This is a genomic window from Collinsella aerofaciens, assembly GCF_015556945.1.
GTDB lineage: Bacteria > Actinomycetota > Coriobacteriia > Coriobacteriales > Coriobacteriaceae > Collinsella > Collinsella aerofaciens_AO.
This window is the reverse complement of record NZ_JADNNH010000017.1, coordinates 1-21767: the sequence shown is the minus strand read 5'-3', so window position 1 is coordinate 21767 and position 21767 is coordinate 1. Positions and strand designations below refer to the sequence as shown.

General features: G+C 61.3%; 19 protein-coding genes. 16 read left to right on the top strand and 3 right to left on the bottom strand.

All coding sequences use genetic code 11. The annotated features are described in order from the left end of the window. Positions 1 to 41 precede the first annotated feature (41 nt). Together I2F59_RS06150 and I2F59_RS06145 are read left to right on the top strand one after the other, a co-directional pair. Complete coding sequence (locus I2F59_RS06150) at positions 42 to 1022, top strand: undecaprenyl-diphosphate phosphatase (protein ID WP_117746102.1); 981 nt, start codon at positions 42 to 44, stop codon at positions 1020 to 1022. Between the two features lie 355 nt (positions 1023 to 1377). Further along, positions 1378 to 4278 carry an ATP-dependent helicase gene (locus I2F59_RS06145; RefSeq protein ID WP_195503576.1) on the top strand — a complete coding sequence of 967 codons (2901 nt, stop codon included), beginning with the start codon at positions 1378 to 1380 and terminating at the stop codon, positions 4276 to 4278. Between the two features lie 281 nt (positions 4279 to 4559). Here the strand turns inward: I2F59_RS06145 and I2F59_RS06140 are convergent, their stop codons facing one another. Together I2F59_RS06140 and I2F59_RS06135 are read right to left on the bottom strand one after the other, a co-directional pair. Then, positions 4560 to 5498, bottom strand: coding sequence for a type I phosphomannose isomerase catalytic subunit (locus I2F59_RS06140; RefSeq protein ID WP_195503575.1), 939 nt, complete (start codon positions 5496 to 5498; stop codon positions 4560 to 4562). Between the two features lie 68 nt (positions 5499 to 5566). Further along, positions 5567 to 6286, bottom strand: coding sequence for a GntR family transcriptional regulator (locus I2F59_RS06135; protein WP_195503574.1), 720 nt, complete (start codon positions 6284 to 6286; stop codon positions 5567 to 5569). A 305-nt stretch (positions 6287 to 6591) separates the two neighbouring features. Between I2F59_RS06135 and I2F59_RS06130 the strand changes: the two genes are divergently transcribed. The 7 genes from I2F59_RS06130 (at position 6592) to nhaA (ending at position 14177) form a co-directional block, all read left to right on the top strand. Then, a complete protein-coding gene (locus I2F59_RS06130; protein ID WP_195503573.1) occupies positions 6592 to 7992 on the top strand; it encodes a glycoside hydrolase family 1 protein in 1401 nt (466 codons plus the stop codon). A 120-nt stretch (positions 7993 to 8112) separates the two neighbouring features. Then, positions 8113 to 9456 carry a PTS sugar transporter subunit IIC gene (locus I2F59_RS06125; protein WP_195503572.1) on the top strand — a complete coding sequence of 448 codons (1344 nt, stop codon included), beginning with the start codon at positions 8113 to 8115 and terminating at the stop codon, positions 9454 to 9456. A 163-nt stretch (positions 9457 to 9619) separates the two neighbouring features. Further along, positions 9620 to 9922: a PTS sugar transporter subunit IIB gene (locus tag I2F59_RS06120; RefSeq protein WP_035137700.1), complete on the top strand. Its 303-nt coding sequence runs from the start codon at positions 9620 to 9622 to the stop codon at positions 9920 to 9922. A gap of 9 nt (positions 9923 to 9931) precedes the next feature. Then, entirely contained in the window at positions 9932 to 10264 is a 333-nt protein-coding gene (locus tag I2F59_RS06115; RefSeq protein ID WP_197736861.1) for a PTS lactose/cellobiose transporter subunit IIA, read from the top strand. Positions 10265 to 10505: 241 nt separating this feature from the next. Next, positions 10506 to 11459 (top strand): ROK family protein, encoded by a 954-nt coding sequence (locus I2F59_RS06110; protein ID WP_229065365.1) that lies wholly within the window; start codon positions 10506 to 10508, stop codon positions 11457 to 11459. Positions 11460 to 11627: 168 nt separating this feature from the next. Further along, complete coding sequence (locus I2F59_RS06105) at positions 11628 to 12551, top strand: manganese-dependent inorganic pyrophosphatase (protein WP_195503570.1); 924 nt, start codon at positions 11628 to 11630, stop codon at positions 12549 to 12551. A 267-nt stretch (positions 12552 to 12818) separates the two neighbouring features. Next, entirely contained in the window at positions 12819 to 14177 is a 1359-nt protein-coding gene (gene nhaA / locus I2F59_RS06100) for a Na+/H+ antiporter NhaA (protein WP_195503569.1), read from the top strand. A gap of 86 nt (positions 14178 to 14263) precedes the next feature. On the opposite strand, the gene I2F59_RS06095 is transcribed toward nhaA, so the two are convergent. Further along, entirely contained in the window at positions 14264 to 14518 is a 255-nt protein-coding gene (locus I2F59_RS06095) for a hypothetical protein (protein ID WP_195503568.1), read from the bottom strand. A 149-nt stretch (positions 14519 to 14667) separates the two neighbouring features. Here I2F59_RS06095 and I2F59_RS06090 point away from each other — a divergent pair, with 149 nt between their 5' ends. The 7 genes from I2F59_RS06090 (at position 14668) to I2F59_RS06060 (ending at position 21615) form a co-directional block, all read left to right on the top strand. Next, the gene (locus I2F59_RS06090; protein WP_195503567.1) at positions 14668 to 15972 is read left to right on the top strand and encodes an aminotransferase class I/II-fold pyridoxal phosphate-dependent enzyme; all 1305 of its coding nucleotides are present in this window, start codon (positions 14668 to 14670) and stop codon (positions 15970 to 15972) included. 51 nt (positions 15973 to 16023) lie between these two features. Further along, on the top strand, positions 16024 to 16338 hold the full coding sequence (locus I2F59_RS06085; protein ID WP_035137695.1) for an STAS domain-containing protein: 315 nt from the start codon (positions 16024 to 16026) through the stop codon (positions 16336 to 16338). Positions 16339 to 16491: 153 nt separating this feature from the next. After that, positions 16492 to 17073 carry a twin-arginine translocase TatA/TatE family subunit gene (locus I2F59_RS06080; protein ID WP_195503566.1) on the top strand — a complete coding sequence of 194 codons (582 nt, stop codon included), beginning with the start codon at positions 16492 to 16494 and terminating at the stop codon, positions 17071 to 17073. Then, entirely contained in the window at positions 17073 to 17864 is a 792-nt protein-coding gene (gene tatC / locus I2F59_RS06075; protein WP_022093860.1) for a twin-arginine translocase subunit TatC, read from the top strand. The genes I2F59_RS06080 and tatC overlap by 1 nt, the downstream gene beginning before the upstream one ends. A gap of 6 nt (positions 17865 to 17870) precedes the next feature. Further along, on the top strand, positions 17871 to 18227 hold the full coding sequence (hypA, locus tag I2F59_RS06070; protein WP_117565013.1) for a hydrogenase maturation nickel metallochaperone HypA: 357 nt from the start codon (positions 17871 to 17873) through the stop codon (positions 18225 to 18227). A 55-nt stretch (positions 18228 to 18282) separates the two neighbouring features. After that, complete coding sequence (hypB, locus tag I2F59_RS06065; protein WP_161115879.1) at positions 18283 to 18966, top strand: hydrogenase nickel incorporation protein HypB; 684 nt, start codon at positions 18283 to 18285, stop codon at positions 18964 to 18966. Between the two features lie 54 nt (positions 18967 to 19020). Beyond that, positions 19021 to 21615: a DNA topoisomerase I gene (locus I2F59_RS06060; RefSeq protein ID WP_195503565.1), complete on the top strand. Its 2595-nt coding sequence runs from the start codon at positions 19021 to 19023 to the stop codon at positions 21613 to 21615. The last annotated feature ends 152 nt before the right edge of the window (positions 21616 to 21767 follow it).

Below are 21767 nucleotides of genomic sequence, written 5' to 3'. Positions count from 1 at the left end.
CCGCAGAACAATATCGGCGGGTGTCTAACGAGGGGGTCCCTTTGGATATTATCGAGCTTCTAAAATCTGCCTTCATGGGCCTGGTCGAGGGCATCACCGAATGGCTGCCTGTTTCGTCGACCGGTCACATGATCTTGGTGGACGAGTTCGTCAAGATGAACGTGAGCGAGACGTTCTGGAATATGTTCCTGGTCGTGATTCAGCTCGGCGCCATTCTGGCCGTCTGTGTGCTGTTCTTCCATGAGCTCAATCCGTTCTCGCCCAGCAAGGGCAAGGAGGGCCGTCGCGACACCTGGGTGCTGTGGGGCAAGATTGTGCTCGGCTGCATTCCCGCCGCGGCGATCGGTCTGCCGCTTAACGACTGGATGGAGGAGCATTTCTACAATGCTCCCGTCGTGGCGCTGGCGCTCATTGTGTACGGCGTGCTGTTTATCGTGATCGAGAACTGGCGCGCGAGCAAGCGCGAGGAAATGGCCGTTGCCGGTTCGTTTGGTTCGCGTGCTGTGGTGTCGGGTGGACGTCCCGCCGGTGCGCACTTTGCGGCGCCCGCCGCGGCTACCGCTGAGGATGAGGACGATGACGAGAATCTGGACTTTGGCTCCATCGCCACGCTCGAGGACCTGAGCTGGAAGACTGCGCTGGGTATCGGCTGCTTCCAGGTGCTTTCGCTGGTGCCTGGAACGTCTCGCTCCGGTTCTACCATCATCGGCGGCCTGCTTTTGGGCTGCACGCGTTCGGTGGCGTCCAAGTTTACGTTCTTCCTGGCCATCCCTGTCATGTTTGGCGCGAGTGCGCTCAAGCTGGTCAAGTATTTCATCAAGGGCGGTACGTTCGGCGCCAACGAGGTCGCTATCCTGGGCGTGGGTTGCGTTGTGGCCTTTGTGGTGTCGCTCATCGCCATCAAGTGGCTCATGGGCTTCGTCCGCCGTCACGACTTCAAGTGCTTCGGTGTTTACCGCATCATCCTGGGCGTCGTAGTGCTCGCATACTTCTTCGTTCTGGAGCCTATGCTCGGCCTGTAACTTGGTTGACGCCGCGCGGCGGCCAGGGAGACAACTTGTCATTCGAAGGGGGCGGCATGACCAAAAGGTCTATGCCGCCCCCTTTTCATGCCAATTTGTTCGCCCTGGCCGCCGCTCGCTACCGTTGCCATGACATCGGTGGCTCCGTGATTGGTGCAATGGGGCCAGGTTTCTTTGCACCAATGTGGTGCAGACTAACCTGACCCCATTGCGCCAAATCCGCTGGGCGGGCCTGACGGTGGCGCACGGAGTCGTGGTGTGATTTGCGCCGGTGTCCGCGCGGCTCGGTATACTGGTACGGCTCAAACTATGGCGCCGCCCGCAGGCGCGCCGTCCGTCAGATGAGGAGTCGCCCATGACCCAGCCCTTGCCCTGGGAAAAGAACGCCGCGGTACCCGTGCCGCCCACGCCGGAACCCGTGCCGCTCGATGCATACACCGCCCCCGCTGCGCCGGAGCCCGAGCTCGTCCCGCTCGACATCTACGACGCTCCCGCGCCGGCACCCAAACCCGCCAAGCCGCTCGTCGACCTCGACAGCCTTAATCCCGCCCAGCGCGAGGCGGTCCTGACCACCGAGGGTCCGTTGCTGGTCCTTGCCGGCGCCGGCTCGGGCAAGACCCGCGTCTTGACCTTCCGCATCGCACATATGCTCGGCGACCTGGGTGTTAAGCCCTGGCAGATCCTTGCCATCACGTTTACCAACAAGGCCGCGGCCGAGATGCGTGAGCGTCTGGCGGCGCTCATTCCCAGCGGCACCCGTGGCATGTGGGTGTGCACCTTCCATGCCATGTGCGTGCGTATGCTGCGCGAGGACGCTGATCTGCTGGGCTACACCGGTCAGTTTACCATCTACGATGACGACGATTCCAAGCGCATGGTGCGCGATATTATGCAGGCGCTCGGTATCGAGCAAAAGCAATTCCCCATCAATATGATCCGCAGCAAGATCAGTTCGGCCAAAAACGCCATGATCGGCCCCGAGGACATGCTCAAATCCGCCGACAGCCCCAACGACAAAAAGGCCGCGCAGGTCTACCTGGAGCTGGAACGCCGCCTGCGCGCCGCCAACGCTATGGACTTCGACGACCTGCTCGTGCGCACGCTCGAGCTGCTGCGCACCCGCCCCGAGGTGCTCGATAAGTACCAAGAGCGTTTCCGCTACATTAGCGTCGACGAGTATCAGGACACCAACCACGTCCAGTACGAGATCGCCAACCTGCTGGCCGCCAAGTACCAAAACCTCATGGTCGTGGGCGACGATGACCAGTCCATTTATAGCTGGCGCGGCGCCGACATCACCAACATCCTGGACTTTGAGAAGGACTTTAAAAACTGCAAGACCGTTAAGCTGGAGCAGAACTACCGCTCTACGGGTCATATCCTGAGCGCCGCCAACGCCGTGGTGCGCCACAACTCGCAACGCAAGGACAAGCGTCTGTTTACGGCCGAGGGCGACGGCGAGAAGATCCAGGCCTTCCAGGCAAGCGATGAGCGCGACGAGGGCCGCTGGATTGCCGGCGAGATCGAAAAGCTGCACTCCAAGGGCACGAGTTACGACGATATCGCTGTGTTCTACCGCACCAACGCCCAGTCGCGTATCCTCGAAGATATGTTCCTGCGCGCAGGCGTGCCCTACAAGATCGTGGGCGGCACGCGATTCTTCGACCGTGCCGAGATCCGCGACGTCATGGCCTACCTCAAGATGATTGTGAACCCGGCAGACGAGATGAGCGTCAAGCGCGTCATCAACACGCCGCGCCGCGGCATCGGCTCCACCTCGATCCAAAAGATTGAGCAGCTGGCGCGCGACAACCGTTGCTCGTTCTTCCAGGCTTGCGAGATCGCGTGCGCCGAAACCGGCATGTTTAGCGCCAAGGTGCGCAATGGCCTGTCGAGCTTTGTGTCTCTGGTGCGCGAGGGTCGCCGCATGGACGGCGAGCTCAAGGACGTCGTCGAGATGATTGTCGATAAGACGGGCCTGCTGCAGGCTTTCCGCGCCGAGGGCACCATGGAGTCCGAGAGCCGCGCCGAGAACATCCAGGAATTCCTGGGCGTCGCCGCCGAATTTGAGGAGACGCACGAGGATATCGAGGGTACGCTCGAGAGCCTAGAAGAGCTGCGCGCAGCCGGTGTTGCCGACGTGCCTGCCGGCGCCGAGCCCGAGCCCGTCGTGTTGAGCGCGCCTGCGCCCGAGCCCGGTCCGTCTGCGCCCGCGTCTTCGTTTGAGGCGCTCGTTGGCGCGCGCGATGCCGCGGGCTCTAATCCGCTCGATGGCTTGGCCGCTCCGGCACTGTCTCCGCAGGATGCCCTGGCCGCCGCCATCGCGGGCAACGCGTATGCCGCGCCGACGGAGCTGCCGGCGGGTGCCGTGCATGCCGACGAGATCGAGCGCACCTACGGCCCGCTCACCTGCAAAGCGCTGCCTGCACTCATGGAGTGGCTGGCCCTGCGCTCCGACTTGGATTCCCTGGCCGGCGAGACGCATGCCATTACCATGATGACCATCCACTCCGCCAAGGGCCTGGAGTTCCCGGCGGTGTTCGTGGCCGGCATGGAGGAGGGTATCTTCCCGCACGTGCACGACTTTGGCGGTAGTGACGATCCGGGCAAGCTCGAGGAGGAGCGTCGCTTGGCCTACGTCGCCATCACGCGCGCTCGCAAGCGCCTGTTCCTGACCTATGCGGCCACGCGTCGCACCTACGGCTCGACCTCTGCCAACCCGCGCTCGCGCTTCCTCAACGAGATTCCGTTTGAGGACATCGAGTTTAGCGGCATCGGTTCTGCCGGTTTTGAGGGCACGGGCTGGGAGAAACGCGGCGACCGTCACGGCACGTTTGGCTCGGGTATGGGCTCGGATATGTACGGCGGCAAGGTGTTTGGTTCGCATACGCGCTCGACCGGCGGTTCCGGTTCGCGCGGTGGATCGAGTTTTGACGATTTCTTTGGCGGCAGCAGCTACGGGACCGAGCGCCATCGTGGGGTCTCGCCCGACGCCGGCCGTGTTGCCTCGACCTTTGGTTCGGGTGCGCCGCGAGCCAAAAAGCCGTCATCTAAGGTGTCGCCGACAGTGGAGCGCAAGGTCGATCGCGCTAGCGCGTCGCAGGACTTTGCCGCAGGCGATACCGTGAGCCACAAGACCTTTGGCACGGGTACCGTGATCTCGGTCGTCGGAGACATGATCGAGGTTCAATTCGAAAAGACCGGCCAGACCAAAAAGCTAATGAAAGGTTTTGCACCGATCGTCAAACTGTCGTGATCCCGGCGGACCTGGGCGGGCGTATGGGGCAACATCGCCTGCTCGGGCAGTCCTGCGCAAGACGGAGAGCACATTAAGTGCTCTCCTTTGCGTGCGGAACTCGCGATCGATGTTGTCCCATACGCCCGCCCAGGTCCTTGGGTAACGTTGCTTGCGAACGCCGCTCCGCTCGTCCGCTTTTTGATTTGGAGAACCGGGTGGGCTGAAATGTAGATACGAGTAGGGGCTCCTCCGTTGATGAACGGGGGAGCCCCTTGTTTCGTTTTGGTTGTTGTTGTGACCTAGAGGTGGCTGATGATCAGTTCCATCTTGCCTTCGAGGTCGATGGAGCTGACGGTGCTGGGGGCCAGCAGGTGGCTTCCCTTGCGGACGGGGTCGCCGCAGATGGTGCCTTCGCCGTCGATGACCGACAGACACATGAAGGGCCAGCGCTGCTCCAAGGTCTTGCTGCCGTCGACGCGCACGCGATCGACGGTGTAGCAGGGGTTGGACTCGAGCTCGGTCACGCCGTCCACCTCGGGCGCGGTCACGGTACCATCGACCGGGGCCTGGACGTCAAAGTCGATGCAGTCGAGGCTCTGCTTAATGTGCAGCGGGCGCAGTTTGCCGTCGGTGCCCGGGCGATCATAGTCGTACAGACGATACGTCACGTCGCTCGACTGCTGCGTTTCCAAAATGAGCGTGCCGGCCTTGATGGCGTGAACGGTACCGGAATCAATCTGGAAAAAGTCGCCCTTGTGGATCGGTAGTACGTTGAGCATGTCGTCCCAGCGGCCGTCCTTGATCATCTGTGCGGCCTCAGTGCGGTCTTTAGCACGCTGGCCGACGATGATCGTGGCGCCGGGCTCGCAATCCAGCACGTACCAGCACTCGGTTTTACCCAGGCTGCCGTTCTCGTGCTCGGCGGCGTACTCGTCGTTGGGATGAATCTGGATCGAAAGGTCGTCCTTGGCGTCCAGAATTTTAATGAGCAGCGGGAACTCCTTGCCCTCGCAGTTGCCAAAGAGCTCGCGGTGCTCGGCCCACAGCCATGACAGCGTGTGACCGGCGTACGGGCCCTCAGCGATCTGGCAGTCGCCGTTGGGGTGGGCCGAGATGGCCCAGCACTCACCGATGGGACCATCGGGAATGTCGTAACCAAATACGGTTTCGAGCTGGCGGCCGCCCCAGATCTTCTCGTGAAAGATCGGCGTCAGCTTAATCAAATCGGACATGTTCATACCCCCATTGTGTTGTGCGGGCGCTGCACAAAACAGCTCAAAGCGAGCGCCCGGATGACTACAAAAACCTATGCCAACGTTACGTTGTGCAACTCAAAGCGGTCGCCAACGTTGCGCGAGACCGAATACTCAAAGGCGGCGCCGCTGTCCAAAAAGCCAATCTGGGTGAGCTCGAGCAGGGGAGAGCCAGGTTTGGTGTCCAGGCGATCGGCTTCTTCCTCGGTTGCTGCCACGGCGCGAATGGTACGGTGGAAGCTCGAAATTTTCAGCCCGCATTGCTCGCGGATGAAATGGTAGACCGATCCGTACAGGTCCTTCTTTTTCAGCCCCGGAATCAGCTCGAGGGGCATGTAGGTGTACTCGATAACGATGGGCTTCCCATCGGCCTGACGCACGCGCACGACGTGATAGGCAAAGTCATCCTCGGCAATTCCCAGCTGGGCTGCGATGTCCGCTGGTGGATTAACAATCGAGAAATCGTAGACCACCGAGGTCACCTTTTCCCCGCGGTGCTCATACGAAAAGCCCTGGGCACGGTCGTTTTTGCCCTGGAAAAACGCCTGGCCGGGAAGTCCCGCCGTGTCCTTAACGTAGGTACCCGATCCGCGCCGGCTGGTAATAAGACCTTCCTCGGTGATTTGCTCGATAGCTCGTTTGACGGTGATTTTGGAAACGCTATAGAGCTCGCAGAACTCAACGACGGTGGGAAGCTTGTCGCCCGGTTTAAGAGCGCCATCCTCGATACTTCGACGAATATCTGCAGCTATCGCCTCGTATTTGGGAATCATGGAACCTCCTTTCCGACATATATGAATACAAAAAGTAAGTATAACCCTCAACAGGGCATCCATATTACTTTTATCTAAGAAGTTCGAGAAAGAAAAAAGAAAAAGACGCTTTACTTTTAAAAATTAGGGCGCTATAATTTAAGCAACGAACGGAATCCTTCCGCACAACAGGATCGACCGTTTGGGGACGGTTTTGTTTTGGCGGGTTGGATATCGGTATGGCCGGTGCGCGCCCGCGCCGGATAACCTGCCAAAGCAAACCCGTCTCCAACCGGAAGCTCTAGAACACGAAAGCGAGGACTTTGATGGCACAGTATCAGCTGCCCAACGACTTCTTCTTTGGCGCTGCTATGTCCGGCCCGCAGACTGAGGGTCAGTGGAACCAGGGCGGCAAGCTCGAGAACCTGTGGGACACCTGGTCCATCCAGGATCTGGGTTCGTTCTACAACCGCGTTGGCTCTTACGCCGGCAATGACTTTATGGCCAAGTACCAGGAAGACCTTCGCATTTTGAAGGACTTGGGTCTGGATACCTATCGCACTTCCATCCAGTGGAGCCGTCTGCTCGATGCCGACGGCAACCTCAACGAGGAAGGTGCCGCGTGGTATCACGAGTTGTTCCGCGCCTCTCGCGAAGCCGGCTTGGAGCCGTTTGTCAACTTGTACCACTTTGACATGCCCACCTACCTCTTTAACCGTGGCGGCTGGGAGAGCCGTGAGGTTGTCGAGGCTTACGCACATTACGCCGACGTCGCCTTCCACGAGTTTGGCCAGGAGATTAAGTACTGGTTCACCTTTAACGAGCCCATCGTCGAGCCCGAGCAGCGCTATCAGGAGGGCGTGTGGTTCCCGCAGCTCCACGACTTCAACCGCGCCCGCACCGTGCAGTATCACATCTCGCTGGCGCACGCGCTGGCCGTGGCCAACTATCGTCGCGCCTATGACGAGGGCGCTATTCGCGCCGATGCCAAGATCGGCATGATTAACTGCTTTACCCCGGTCTACACCAAGGAGAACCCCAGCGAGGCGGACCTCGAGGCCGTGCGCATGACCAGCGGCATCAACAACCGCTGGTGGCTCGACCTCATCACCAAGGGCGAGCTTCCTGCCGACGTGCTCGACAGCCTGGCCGAGGGCGGCGTTAAGCTCCCGTTCCGCGCCGGCGACCAAGAGATCCTCAAGCAGGGTGTTGTCGACTGGCTAGGCTGCAACTACTACCACCCCACGCGTGTTCAGGCGCCGGCGAGCAAGGTCGACCAGTACGGCCTGCCGCACTTTGCCGACGAGTACGTATGGCCCGACGCCGTTATGAACGAGAGCCGCGGCTGGGAGATCTACCCGCAGGGCCTCTACGACTTTGGCATGGACTGCGCTAAGAACTACCCCGATCTTGAGTGGTTCGTTTCCGAGAACGGCATCGGCATCATGGACGAATACAAGAACCGTGACGCCGAAGGAACCATCCAGGATGACTACCGCGTCGACTTTGTACGTCAGCACCTGGAGTGGGTGGCCAAGGCCATCGACGAGGGCGCCAAGTGCCGCGGATACCATTATTGGGCCGTCATCGATAACTGGTCTTGGGCCAATGCCTTTAAGAATCGCTATGGCTTTGTCGAGGTCGATCTGATGGATGGCTATAAGCGCCGTCTTAAGAAGTCGGCGGCCTGGCTCAAACAGGTCGCCACGACCCACGTGGTTGTTTAGCGACCGGACGAACGTCCAGACCGCGCGCCGCCGCGCGCAACACATGGCACATCTGGTGGCAGAGGGCGACAGACCACCGTGCGCATAGGAAAAGGCCGGATTTGAAAGTTAGGAGCAATCATGGCCAGTGACAACGGAAAGAGCTTCCTCGACAAGTTTGCCGAGGTCTCTGCGAAGGTGGGAAACCAGGTTCACCTGCGTTCCCTGCGTGACGCCTTCGCGACCATCACGCCGCTCTATATCCTTGCGGGTATCGCGGTTCTTATTAACAACGTCGTGTTCCCTCTGTTCCCGCTCGATGCGGCGGGCCTTGCCAACCTTCAGACGTGGGGTTCGGCGATTACGCTGGGCACCCTCAACGTTTCTGCCATTATCTTGGCCGGATTGATTGGCTACAGCCTCGCTAAGAACAAGCGCTTCGATAATCCGCTTGCTTGCATGGTCGTCGCTATCTCTGCCTTCGTCATCATGATGCCGCAGCAGATCACCGCCACGCTTGCCGCCACGAGCCCACTGCTCACCGACAAGATCACCTCCGCCGAGGTCACGGGCGCCCTTTCGACTGCCAACACCGGCACCAACGGTCTGTTCTCGGCTATTATCATCGCCCTACTTTCCGTCTCGCTCTTCATCAAGATTTCTGGCGTCGAGAAGCTCAAGGTTAAGCTGGGCGAGGGCGTGCCTCCCGCGGTCTCCAACTCCTTCAACGTCATGATTCCGATGCTGCTTAACCTCGCGGTCTTCGCTCTTGCCGCAGCCCTGCTCGCCGTGGGCGCCGGCACCGATCTGTGCACCATCATCTCCACGTGCATCTCCAACCCGCTCAAGAGCATCATGAACGCTGGTCCGTGGGCTGTTATCCTCATCTACACCCTTGCTAACCTGCTGTTCTGCGTCGGTATTCACCAGTCCACCATCTCTGGCGCTACCGTCGAGCCGATCCTGACCATGCTCATCGTCGACAACATGGCTACCTTTGCCGCCGGTGGCACCATCCAGCCCGATCACTACATGAACATGCAGATCGTTAACAGCTTCGCCCTCATCGGCGGCTCGGGCTGCACCCTCATGCTCCTGCTCGACACGCTCCTGTTCTCCAAAAACAAGGCTTCCGAGACCGTTTCCAAGATGGCTATCCTGCCTGGTCTGTTCAACATCAACGAGCCGGTTATCTACGGTTACCCCATCGTGTACAACCTGCCGCTCATGATCCCGTTTGTCCTCCTTCCCGACCTGTTCATCGGCATCACCTATGGCCTTACCTGCGCAGGCATCATCAGCCCCTGCATCGCCCAGGTGCCCTGGACCATGCCTCCCGTCATCAATGCCCTGCTCGCTACGGGCTTTGACTGGCGCGCTGGCGTGTGGCAGGCTATCGAGATTGTCATTGGCATGGCCGTCTACCTGCCCTTTATGAAGATTTCCGAGAAGGCAATCGCCAAGCAGGAGGCTCTCGCCGAGTAGAACGCCTAACGTTCGTCCCTTTCACCTTTGCGGGCGCCGGTACGCGGCGCCGGTGCCCGCAGCTCTCTCCCTTGTGTAAAGATGCGGGGGGGGGTGGGCACAATAGCCGCAAGGAATAAAACCAGTTGTCGTCTGCGCGCCGCGCAGTTATAAGGAGGAAACCATGAAGAAGATCATGCTCTGCTGCAATGCCGGTATGTCCACGAGCCTGCTGGTCCAGAAGATGCAGGCCGAGGTTGCAAACCGTGGTCTGGATATTGAGGTCGAGGCTCGTCCCATGAACGAGGCCCACGATCACCTGGACGAGTGCGACATGTTGCTGCTTGGTCCGCAGATCGGCTACACCAAGGGCGATTTTGAGAAGGAGGCCGCCGGTCGTTTTCCGGTCGAGGTCATCAACATGGTCGACTACGGCCGCATGAACGCTGCCGGCATCATCGACCACTGCGTCAGCGTGATGGGCTAGGTGCTCTGCATGGAGGATATGAACGAACTGCAGATGACCTGCTTTGAGATCATCAGCTACGTCGGTACCGCCAAGAGCATGTACATCAATGCCGTGCAAAAGGCCAAGGAGGGCGATTTTGACGCCGCCGAGGAGCTTATCAAGCAGGGCGACGAGGCCTATAACGGTGGCCACGATGTTCACATGGGGCTTCTGAAGAAGGAGGCCAACGGCGAACGTAACGGCGAGGCCCCGTTGATTTTGCTGCATGCCGAGGACCAGATGGCCGGCACCGAGACCATGCGCGTCATGGCGACGGAGCTCATCGAGGTTCACAAGCAGCTGCAGGCACTTCAGGCCTAGTCGGCGTTATCGCCGCGACGGACCGTGCGGTCCAACAGACAACATAGTCCCTTTGACGGGCGCCGGGAGCCTCCGCCTCCCGGCGCCTTTATTTTTGGGGATGGTCTTGCGCGGCCTGTTGGGCAGCCAATTGCGTTACCCCAGATAAAACCTGCCAAAACAAACCTGTCCCTTTTTGGTAGGTTTTTGCCTTGGGAGCGGTACCATACAGGCAATGTTTAAACGAGAAAGGCGGGCTCCCATGGAACCTAAGCAGTACTACATCGGCATCGACGTCGGCGGCACTTCGGTTAAGGAGGGCCTGTTCGACGAGGACGGCAACCTGCTTGCCAAGGCCAGCGTGCCCACGCCTCCTATCGTTGACGCTGCGGGCTTTGCCGCGGTGACCGAGGCTATCGACCAGGTGGTCGCCAAGGCACAGATTCCGCGTGCCTTTGTGGCGGGCATTGGCCTGGCCGTTCCGTGTCCCATCCCGGCGTCGGGCGATGCCAAGGTCAAGGCCAACATTGCCATTAACCTGCCCGAGCTGAGGGTCGCCATTCAGGAGCACTGCCCCGATGCGGTCGTTAAGTATGAGAACGATGCCAACGCCGCTGCCATGGGCGAGGCCTGGCTCGGTTCTGCCAAGGGCGTGCAGAACGTGGTTATGGTCACCATCGGTACCGGCGTGGGCGGCGGCGTTATCGTTAACGGCGATGTGGTATCGGGCGTTGTGGGTGCTGGCGGCGAGATCGGCCACATGTGCCTGAACCCGGCTGAGGAGCGCACCTGCGGCTGCGGCGGCCATGGCCACCTGGAGCAGTATTCCAGCGCCACCGGCGTGGTGAGCAACTACCTTGCCGAGTGCAAGAAGGCGGGCGTCGACCCCATCGAGCTCACCGGCCCCTCCGATTCCAAGGACGTGTTCCAGGCCTGCCGCGAGGGCGACAAGCTCGCGCTTGCCGCGGCCGATACCATGGCCGACTATCTCGGCCGTGCCCTGGCGCTCATTGCCAACGTGGTCGACCCCGAGATGTTCCTGATCGGTGGCGGCGCGTCCGCTTCGGCCGATGTCTACCTCGACGCAGTTCGTGAGCATTTCCAGCGCTACGCGCTTTCTGCCTCGCGCGAGACGCCCATTAAGGTCGCTTCGCTCGGAAACGACGCCGGCATCATCGGTGCCGCCTACGTAGCCCTGCGCGCCGCCGGTAAATAGCTGGTGCAAGGGGGACAGGTTACTTTGCACCAACATGGTGCAAAAGGGACAGCCTTGGCCCCCGTGCCTGCGCCCCAAAATATACCGTGGCCCTTCCGTCTGCGAAGGCTCGGCATCGGCGTGCTACCATAGCTACGTCCAAGTACACATATCAAGTGGAGGATATCCATGGCAAACGTTCTTGTCTTTGGTCACCAGAACCCCGATAACGACGCCATCATGAGCGCCGTCGTCCTGTCCCAGCTGCTCAACCAGGTTGAGTATGCCGGCAACACCTACGAGGCCTGCACCCTTGGTCAGCTTCCGGCCGAGTCCGCCAAGCTGCTCGCCGACGCCGGCATCGCCGAGCCCCGCGTGATCGAGTCCGTCGAGGCCGGTCAGCTCGTCGTCCTCACCGACCACAACGAGTCTGCCCAGTCCGTCGCCGGCCTTAAGGACGCCACGGTCTTTGGCGTTGTCGATCATCACCGCATCGGCGACTTCGAGACCGCCGGCCCGCTGCACTACATCTGCCTGCCCTGGGGCTCCAGCTGCACCATCGTCACCAAGCTCGCCGGCGTGCTCGGCGTTGAGCTTTCCGACGTCCAGGCCAAGCTGCTGCTCTCGGCCATGATGACCGACATGCTCATGCTCAAGAGCCCCACCACCACCGATGTCGACCGCGCCGTCGCCGCCAAGCTCGGCGAGCAGGTGGGCGTCGACCCGGTCAAGTTTGGCATGGAGGTCTTCCTCACCCGTCCGTCCGGCTCCTTCACCGCAGCCGAGATGGTCGGCAACGACATCAAGATGTTCGAGCCCGCTGGTAAGAAGCTGCTCATCGGCCAGTACGAGACCGTCGACAAGACCCGCGCACTCGGCATGATCGACGAGATTCGCGAGGCCATGCGCGCCTACGCCGCCGAGAAGGGTGCCGACGGCATCGTTCTGTGCATCACCGACATCATGGAGGAAGGCTCGCAGGTCCTGCTCGAGGGCGAGACCGAGGCCGCTCAGAAGGGCTTGGGCATTGCCGACGAGCACGACGGCGTCTGGATGCCGGGCGTCCTCTCCCGTAAGAAGCAGGTCGCTGCCCCCATCATGGCCGCCTGCTAGGTTTAGTTGACCAAACGCCACGACCGGACCGCGGACGCCCCGCGCTCCGGTCGTTTTTTGTGCACGGCGCCGTGTCGTCTCTTGGACAGGCGTGCCCGTGCCGTTGAACAAATAATGTTCAACCTGTGGTTCCGCTTTTCGGCCACGCCTGCGTGCTTGTCGTGCAGGGTAGGCTAGATGCAAGCGTAATACGTTAGAGCGCGGCGCCGCCACTTGGGCGGGCCGTGCTTTTTTAAGACGGGAGCTTTCCCGTGAAAGGAGCCGCCCATGGCAGCACCCGAGCAGCTGTTCAACGTCCGTGAGCGCAAGCGTTTTGAGCGCCATGACATTTGGGAGCGCATCGCCGAGAACGGCACGATTTCCGCCGCCGTCATGGTCTTCGCCGCCATCGCCGCCGTCATTTGCGCCAATACCGATGCCTACGAGGCCATCCATCACTTTTTGGAGACCCCGCTGTATGTGGGTCTGGGCAACCTTACGGCCGGTCTCACCGTTGAGCTATTCGTCAACGACTTCCTCATGGCGATTTTCTTTTTGTTGGTGGGCATTGAGCTCAAGTACGAGATGACAGTTGGCGAGCTCAAAAACCCGCGCCAGGCTATGCTTCCCATGCTGGCGGCCGTGGGCGGCGTCGTCGTTCCCGCCTGCATCTATCTGATCTTTAACCATGCCGGCGCGCACAACGGCTGGGCCATTCCCATGGCAACCGATATTGCCTTTGCGCTGGGCGTGCTGTCGCTTTTGGGCAACCGCGTGCCCAACGGCGTGCGCGTGTTCTTCTCGACGCTCGCCATCGCCGACGACCTCATCTCCATCGCCGCCATCGCCATCTTCTACGGTCAGAGCCCCAATCCGTTTTGGTTGGGCGCCGCCGCGCTTGTGACCTGTGCGCTCGTGTGGCTCAACAAGACGCAGCATTACCGCCTTGCCCCGTATTCGGTACTGGGCCTGCTGTTGTGGTTCTGCATGTTCAAGAGCGGCGTGCACGCTACGCTTGCTGGCGTCATCCTGGCCTTCACCATCCCGGCCAAGTGCGGTGTTAAGCTTGATAGCCTCACCGATTGGCTGGGCGAGTGCTTGCCGCTGCTCGATGACCGCTACGACGACGAGGCGCACATCCTGGGCCAGCATGACTTTACCGTCTCGACCACCAAAGTCGAGCGCGTCATGCACCGCGTGACCCCGCCGCTCATCCGCATGGAGCGCCTGATCTCCACGCCGGTCAACTTTGTGATCCTGCCGATCTTTGCGTTCGTCAACGCACAGGTTCGCCTAGTGGGCGTGGACATGAGCACGCTGCTCACCGACCCGGTGACGCTCGGCGTGTACTTTGGCATGCTGCTGGGTAAGCCGATCGGTATCTTTGGCATGACGTTCGCCTTGGTCAAGCTCAAGGCCTGCGAGCTGCCGCACAATGTCAACTGGCATATGATTGCCGGCGTGGGCATTCTGGGCGGTATCGGCTTTACCATGTCGATTCTCATCAGCGGCCTCGCCTTCCCGACGGCCCAGTTTGAGGTTCTGGCTGCCAAGGCCGCTATTCTCGCCGGCTCTGTCACCGCGGCCGTACTTGGCATGATCTACATGAGTGTGATCTGCAAGCACCCCGCGCCCAAGGACAAGTAAAAGCACATACAAGTTTGAAAACGCCGCCTGTGAACACCATCACAAGCGGCGTTTTAGTCATTGGGGACGTTCTTAAATGACTAGGTTTATTCCACGGTGCCGTAGACGGCGCCCCAGCCGTGGGCGGCCAAGGCGGAGTTGAGCTGGTCGCAAAGCGATTGGCGGTCGTAGTAGCCGGGCGGCAAAAGGTTCACGATTTCCATGAGGTCGGGCGCCAGGTCCAAGATTTCTGCCTGTACGATGAGATCCAGGCGGTCGATGGCGTGGTGGTCGTAAAACAGCCCATCGACCAGGCGCTGTAGGTCGCCGAATTCCTCGGCTTGGAACGATCCGTACTCCATAGTGCCTCCTTGGGCGCCCCACGCCGGCATGCGCGGCGATTCGTAATTCATTGCGATGGACTTAATCTATCACGGCTTCATAACGTTGCGACGGTGGCGGTCTATACTTAGAAGAATTGCAACGTACCGCTTCGTGAAAGGTCGCACCCATGCAGACGATCTACCAGAAGATGGAAACCACCGAACTCGATGCCGCCATCGAGGCGCTCAAGGCCGAGGTCGCCGAGGTCAAGGCCAAGGGCCTGGCGCTCGATATGGCCCGCGGCAAGCCATCGCCCGCCCAGGTGGACATCTCGCGCCCCATGCTCGATATCCTCAACGCCGACGCCGATTTGCACGACGGCAACGTCGACTGCTCCAACTACGGCTGCTTTGAGGGCATTCCCTCGGCACGCAAGCTAGCGGGGGAGTTCCTGGGTTGCCCCGCCGAGCAGACGCTCGTGCTGGGCTCGTCGAGCTTGCTGATCGAGCACGATATCGCCGGTATGTTCTGGCGTTGCGGCTCATGTGGTAGCGACCCTTGGGAGGCTTACGAGGCCGCGCACGACGGCAAGAAGGTCAAGTTCCTGTGCCCGGTTCCCGGCTACGACCGCCACTTTGGCATCACCGCCGATCTGGGTATCGAGAACGTCCCCGTCGCGATGACCGACAACGGCCCCGACATGGACGAGGTCGAGCGCCTCGTCGCCGCCGACGATTCCATCAAGGGCATCTGGTGCGTACCCAAGTATTCCAACCCCACGGGCATCACCTTTAGCGAGGACACTGTGCGCCGCCTGATTGAGATGCCCACGGCCGCACCCGATTTCCGCATCTTCTGGGACAACGCCTACTGCGTGCACGACCTGTACGACGAGACCGACGAGCTCGCCAACATCTTCGATCTTGCCCGCACGGCGGGCACCGAGGACCGCGTGGTGGCATTCGCCTCGACGTCCAAGATCACTTTCCCGGGTGCCGGTATCGGCTTTATCGGTGCGAGCCCCGCGGTTATCGCGGAGTTCTCCAAGCGCCTGAAGGCCGGCCTCATCAGCGCCGATAAGCTCAACCAACTGCGTCACGTGCGTTTCCTTCCCACCATCGAGGCGGTCAAGGAGCACATGAAAAAGCATGCCGAGTTTTTGCGTCCGCGCTTTGAGGCCGTTGAGCGCAAGCTCACCGAGGGCCTGGGCGGCACGGGCTGCGCCACCTGGACGCATCCCCGCGGCGGCTACTTTGTAAGCTTCGATGGTCCCGAGGGCTCGGCCCAAAAGGTCGCCGCGCTGTGCGCCGACCTGGGCGTCAAGCTCACGCCGGCCGGTGCTACCTGGCCCTATGGCAAGGATCCGCGCGATACCAACATCCGCATCGCGCCGAGCTATCCCACGGTCGAGGACCTGGAGGCCGCGCTCGATGTGCTGGTGCTGGCCGTCAAGCTCGTCGCTGCCGAGCTTGCGCGTGCCGAGCGCGCCTAACGCGCGGCTTCCAGTACTATCCGCACTTTCGATACGTAAAGGAGCGTATACATGGATTTGGGTATTTCCACCAACCCCACGCCAGAGCTCTACACCATTAAGGTAACCGGCGAGATCGATATCTCTAACGCCGATAGCCTGCGTAATGCCATCGACCTGGCGCTCGAGCAGCCCACTGAGGCCGTTGAGCTCGATTTTGCCCAGGTGAGCTACATCGATTCGACGGGCATTGGCGTGCTCGTGGGCGCCGCGCACCACGCGGTCGACCACGGCAAGCGCTTTAGCTGCACCAATGTGCAGCCCCCGGTGATGCGCGTGGTCCAGCTGTTGGGTGTCGACCAGGAGATTTCGATCACCGCTGCATAATCTTTGCCCCCAAAAGGGCGTGCCGTTTGGCATATGTTTGTGATGCGCTCGGACGTTTTGGCGTCCGGGCGCTATACTTGACCGAATGAATAGACGAGTTCCGGCCGAATGGCGCGGTGCGGGCTCGACTCACATCGAGCCTTGGAGGTATGTGTGTTTGGTATTGGAGAGGGTGAGCTCGCGATCATCGTGGTCTTCGGCTTTTTGCTGTTTGGCCCGGATAAGCTCCCACAGATGGGCCGCACGATCGGCCGTGCCATCCGTCAGTTCCGCGAGACGCAGGAAAAGATGACGGCCGTTGTTCAGTCCGAGATAATCGATCCGGTGAGCGAGGCCGCGTCGGCCCCGGTCAAGCCCAAGAAGGCTGCCGTCGATGACGATTCCGATGCAGACGAGGATGCCGTTGAGACGGCTGCGCCCGCAAAGAAGGAGACCTTTGCCGAGCGTCGCGCCCGTCTTGCTGCCGAGAAGGCCGCGAGTGAGGCTGCCGCCGAGGGCGAGGGTGCTGCTGAGGAGTCCGAGGCCGAGGGTGCCGAGTCTGCCGCTGCCGCCGAGCTTGTCGTCGAGCCCGAGCCTGCTGCAGAGCCGGAGCCCGAGCCGGCAGAGCCCACGACGGCTGACCTCTACGCCCGTCGTCCCCGCAAGCGCAAGGCCGTCGTCGACCAGCTCGCTCGCGAACTCGAGGCCGAGGACGACGCCGCTGCCGCCGACGCCCCGAAGGGAGGCGATGAGTAATGCCTATCGGACCTGCGCGTATGCCGCTCTTCGATCACCTGGGAGAGCTCCGTCGCCGCCTGACTATCGTGGTCGTGTCGGTGTTTGCCGCCGCCATCGTGCTGTATTTCGCCACGCCCGTGGTGCTCGACATCCTGGAAGACCCCATCCGCTCCTTTGTGCCGGACGGTAAGTTCTACATCACCACCACGCTCGGCGGCTTTGGCCTGCGCTTCTCGCTGGCCATCAAGATGGCCGTGGTCATGTGCACGCCCATGATCATCTGGCAGATTCTAGCATTTTTCCTGCCGGCGCTGCGTCCCAACGAGCGCAAATGGGTCGTGCCCACGGTGCTCGCCTCGACGGTGCTGTTCTTCCTGGGCGCCATCTTCTGCTATTTCATCATCATCCCGGCGGGCTTTGAGTGGCTTATCGGCGAGACCTCGGCCGTCGCCACGGCGCTGCCCGACCTGGAGAACTACGTCAACATGGAGCTGCTCTTTATGATCGGCTTTGGCGTGGCGTTTGAGCTGCCGCTTATCATCTTCTACCTGTCCGTCTTCCACATCGTGTCCTACGCGGCCTTCCGCGGCGCCTGGCGCTACGTGTACGTGGGCCTGCTTGTGGGCTCGGCTGTGATTACGCCCGACGGCTCGCCCGTTACGCTGGGCCTCATGTATGGTGCCCTGCTCTCGCTCTACGAGATTTCGCTCGCCATTGCCCGCGTGGTCATTACCGCGCGCGAGGGCAAGGAGGGCTTGTTTGTGAGCCGTCTGGACCTGTTCTCGGACGATGAGGACGACGAGGAGTAAATCGGTATGCACGAGGTTGGCATTGTCAACGGCATACTCGATACAGTGATTCGCGCGGCGCGTGGGGCGGGGGCCTCGCGCGCCGTTTTGGTAACGCTGCGTATCGGGGATATGACCGAAGTTGTGCGCGAGGCGCTCGACTTTGCGTGGGAGACATTTCGCGATGAGGACCCGCTCACGCGAGGCTGCGAGCTTGCCGTGGAGGAAGTCCATCCACAAAGCGAGTGTCTGGACTGCGGGGAGGTCTTTGAGCACGATCGCTTCCATTGCCGCTGTCCCCAATGTGGCGGCGCCAACGTGCGTCTGCTGCACGGCCGCGAGCTCGACATCGCAAGTATCGAAATCGAAACCCCCGACGATTAGCCCGCTAGCCATCTGGTGATGGGGTATAAAGGGGCCAAAGTAAGGAGTGCCGAGTATGGCTGAGAAAACGATTGATATCGCGTCGCCGATTCTGTCGCGCAACGAGCGCCTGGCAGATCAGCTGCGACAGCGATTTAAAGAGACAAACACCTATGTGATCAATGTGCTGTCGAGCCCCGGTTCGGGCAAGACCACCACGATCCTGGGCACCAACGAGCGCCTGCGCGACAAGGCTGGCCTGCGCTGTGCCGTCATCGAGGGCGATATTGCCTCGGATGTCGACGCCATCACCATGAAGGAAGCCGGCATGCCCGCCATCCAGATCAACACGGGTGGCCTGTGCCACCTCGAGGGCAACATGATCATGGAGGCCGTTGACGCGTTCGACCAGGCGGTGGGTCTTCAAAATATCGACGTCATCTTTATCGAAAACGTGGGCAACCTGGTCTGCCCGGTCGACTTTGACCTGGGCGAGAACCTGTCCATCATGATTCTCTCGGTGCCCGAGGGCGACGACAAGCCCATCAAGTACCCGGGCATCTTCCAGCACGCCGGCGCGCAGCTGCTCAATAAGGTCGACGTGGCCCCGGCTTTCGATTTTGACATGGATAGGTATACTAGGACACTCGATGACCTCAATCCGCAGGCGCCGCGGTTTGCCGTGAGCGCGCGCAAGGGCGAGGGCATGGATGCCTGGTGCGATTGGCTCATCGGGCAGATCGAGCAAGCAAGGGCGTAAATCGGCCGCCATACGGGCGGGCGTAGCCGCAGAGACACGAGATAGGAGCCTCTTTTGAAGCTCATCATCGCAGAGAAAAACGACGCCGCGCGTCAGATTGCCGAGCGTCTGTCCACGGGCAAACCCAAAAAGGACAAGGTGTACAACACCGCAATCTACCGTTTTGAGTGGAAGGGCGAGGAGTGCGTGACCATCGGCCTGGCCGGTCACATCCTTGCGCCCGATTTTTGCGACAGCGTGCTGTTCGATAAAAAGCTGGGCTGGTATTCGGTTACCGAGGACGGCGAGATGCTACCGGCCGACATGCCCGATGGCCTGGCACGCCCGCCCTACGACACCAAACGCAAGCCGTTTCTTGCCGACGGCATCTCCATCAAGGGCTGGAAGCTCGAGAGTCTGCCGTATCTCACCTGGGCACCCGTCATTAAGCTGCCGGCCGAGAAGGAACTCATCCGCTCGCTTAAGAACCTCGCCAAAAAGTCCGACAGCGTCATCATCGCCACGGACTTCGATCGCGAGGGCGAGCTGATCGGTTCGGACGCCCTCAACAAGGTGCGCGAGGTGGCGCCCGACTTGCCGGTCGCCCGCGCCCAGTATTCTTCGTTTACCAAGGCCGAGATCACGCAGGCCTTCGATAACCTTGTCTCGCTCGACCAGAACCTGGCCGACGCCGGCGAGAGCCGTCAGCACATCGACCTCATTTGGGGTGCGGTGCTCACGCGCTACCTGACGCTCGCCAAGTTTGGCGGCTTTGGCAACGTGCGTTCCGCCGGCCGCGTGCAGACGCCGACGCTTGCCCTGGTGGTCGAGCGCGAACGCGAGCGCATGGCGTTTGTGCCCGAGGACTATTGGCAGATTCGCGGCATGGGCGCCGCGCAAGGCGCTGCCGAGGACGATCGCTTTAAGATCGCGCACAAGACGGCGCGCTTTACCGACAAGGATGCTGCTGAGACGGCGTACGGTCACGTTGACGGTGCCAAGACGGCAACCGTCGCCGCGGTGACCAAGCGCTCGCGCAAGCAGCAGCCGCCCACGCCGTTTGCGACCACCTCGCTGCAGGCTGCCGCCGCAGCCGAGGGTATCTCGCCTGCGCGTACCATGCGCATCGCCGAGTCCCTCTACATGGCGGGCCTCATCAGCTACCCGCGTGTCGACAATACCGTATACCCCGCGACGCTTGATCTGGGCGCTGTGGTGAGTGACCTTGCAAAGATCAACCCGGCGCTGGCGCCCGTGTGCAAAAAGGTCCTCGCCGGCCCCATGAAGCCCACGCGCGGCAAGGTCGAGACCACCGACCACCCGCCTATCTATCCCACGGGCGAGGGCGATCCGTCCACGCTCGACGGCGGCCAGCGCAAGCTCTACGACCTCATCGCCCGCCGCTTCCTAGCGACGCTTATGGGTCCCGCGACCATCGAAAACACTAAGCTCGAGCTCGACGTGAACGGCGAGTCGTTCGTGGCTTCGGGCGATGTGCTCGTGACCCCGGGTTTCCGCGAGGCGTACCCGTACGGACTCAAGCGCGACGAGCAGATGCCGCCGCTGGAGCAGGGCGATACGGTCGACGTGTTCGACATTAAGCTCGAGGCCAAGCAGACCGAGCCGCCCGCGCGCTACAGCCAGGGCAAGCTCGTGCAGGAGATGGAAAAGCGCGGCCTGGGCACCAAGTCCACGCGCGCGAGCATCATCGAGCGCCTGTACGCCGTGCGCTATCTCAAAAACGATCCCGTGGAGCCGAGTCAGCTGGGCATCGCCATTATCGATGCACTGTCGCAGTTTGCCCCGCGCATCACGAGCCCCGATATGACCAGCGAGCTCGATGGCGACATGACCCGTGTGGAGCGCGGCGAGGATACCGAAGAGCATGTCGTGACGCACTCGCGCGCGCTGCTGGCTGGCGTGCTCGACGAGCTGCTCAAGCACACGCAGGAGCTGGGCGACGCCATCAGCGACGCCGTCACGGCCGATGCGCGCGTGGGCGCTTGCCCCAAGTGCGGCAAGGACCTGGTTATGAAGACGAGCGCCAAGACCCGCGGCAGCTTTATCGGCTGCATGGGCTGGCCCGACTGCGATGTGACCTATCCGGTGCCGAGCGGCGTCAAGGTAAGCCCGCTCGAGGGCGAGGCGGCCGTGTGCCCCGAGTGCGGCGCGCCGCGCATTAAGTGCCAGCCGTTCCGCCAGAAGGCCTTCGAGATTTGCGTGAACCCCACGTGCCCCACCAACTACGAGCCCGACCTTAAGGTGGGCGAGTGCAAGGTGTGCGCCGAGGCCGGACGCCATGGCGACCTGATCGCGCACAAGAGCGAGAAGAGTGGCAAGCGCTTTATCCGCTGCACCAACTACGATGACTGCGGCGTGAGCTATCCTCTGCCGGCGCGCGGTAAGCTCGAGGCGACGGGTGAGACCTGCCCCGAGTGCGGCGCCCCCATCGTGGTGGTCAACACGGCGCGCGGCCCGTGGCGCATCTGCGTGAACATGGACTGCCCGACCAAGGAGAAGAAGCCCGCCCGCGGCCGCAAGACCACGACCAAGGCGAGCACGGCCAAGAAGACGACGGCGGCCAAGAAGACGACGGCCAAGAAAGCAACTGCCGCCAAGAAGACGACCGCGAAGAAGTCGACTACCAAGAAAGCAGCCGCCGACAAGTAACGGCGCAGTCGAAACATTGCCCAAAAAAACGAGCGAGGACCCCACGATCCTCGCTCGTTTTTTGACCGGCAGTTAGGGACGTTCCTTTTAATATGAGCAGGACATTGTCAAGAGGCAAAATCGGGCCTGGCCCCAACGATATGGGGTCAGGC

Bases quoted from the DNA above. Each gene is read 5' to 3' on its own strand.
- I2F59_RS06145 (WP_195503576.1), top strand. From the start codon at position 1,378: ATGACCCAGCCCTTGCCCTGGGAAAAGAACGCCGCGGTACCCGTGCCG.
- I2F59_RS06140 (WP_195503575.1), bottom strand. From the start codon at position 5,498: ATGAACATGTCCGATTTGATTAAGCTGACGCCGATCTTTCACGAGAAG.
- I2F59_RS06135 (WP_195503574.1), bottom strand. From the start codon at position 6,286: ATGATTCCCAAATACGAGGCGATAGCTGCAGATATTCGTCGAAGTATC.
- I2F59_RS06130 (WP_195503573.1), top strand. From the start codon at position 6,592: ATGGCACAGTATCAGCTGCCCAACGACTTCTTCTTTGGCGCTGCTATG.
- I2F59_RS06125 (WP_195503572.1), top strand. From the start codon at position 8,113: ATGGCCAGTGACAACGGAAAGAGCTTCCTCGACAAGTTTGCCGAGGTC.
- I2F59_RS06120 (WP_035137700.1), top strand. From the start codon at position 9,620: ATGAAGAAGATCATGCTCTGCTGCAATGCCGGTATGTCCACGAGCCTG.
- I2F59_RS06115 (WP_197736861.1), top strand. From the start codon at position 9,932: ATGGAGGATATGAACGAACTGCAGATGACCTGCTTTGAGATCATCAGC.
- I2F59_RS06110 (WP_229065365.1), top strand. From the start codon at position 10,506: ATGGAACCTAAGCAGTACTACATCGGCATCGACGTCGGCGGCACTTCG.
- I2F59_RS06105 (WP_195503570.1), top strand. From the start codon at position 11,628: ATGGCAAACGTTCTTGTCTTTGGTCACCAGAACCCCGATAACGACGCC.
- nhaA (WP_195503569.1), top strand. From the start codon at position 12,819: ATGGCAGCACCCGAGCAGCTGTTCAACGTCCGTGAGCGCAAGCGTTTT.
- I2F59_RS06095 (WP_195503568.1), bottom strand. From the start codon at position 14,518: ATGGAGTACGGATCGTTCCAAGCCGAGGAATTCGGCGACCTACAGCGC.
- I2F59_RS06090 (WP_195503567.1), top strand. From the start codon at position 14,668: ATGCAGACGATCTACCAGAAGATGGAAACCACCGAACTCGATGCCGCC.
- I2F59_RS06085 (WP_035137695.1), top strand. From the start codon at position 16,024: ATGGATTTGGGTATTTCCACCAACCCCACGCCAGAGCTCTACACCATT.
- tatC (WP_022093860.1), top strand. From the start codon at position 17,073: ATGCCTATCGGACCTGCGCGTATGCCGCTCTTCGATCACCTGGGAGAG.
- hypA (WP_117565013.1), top strand. From the start codon at position 17,871: ATGCACGAGGTTGGCATTGTCAACGGCATACTCGATACAGTGATTCGC.
- hypB (WP_161115879.1), top strand. From the start codon at position 18,283: ATGGCTGAGAAAACGATTGATATCGCGTCGCCGATTCTGTCGCGCAAC.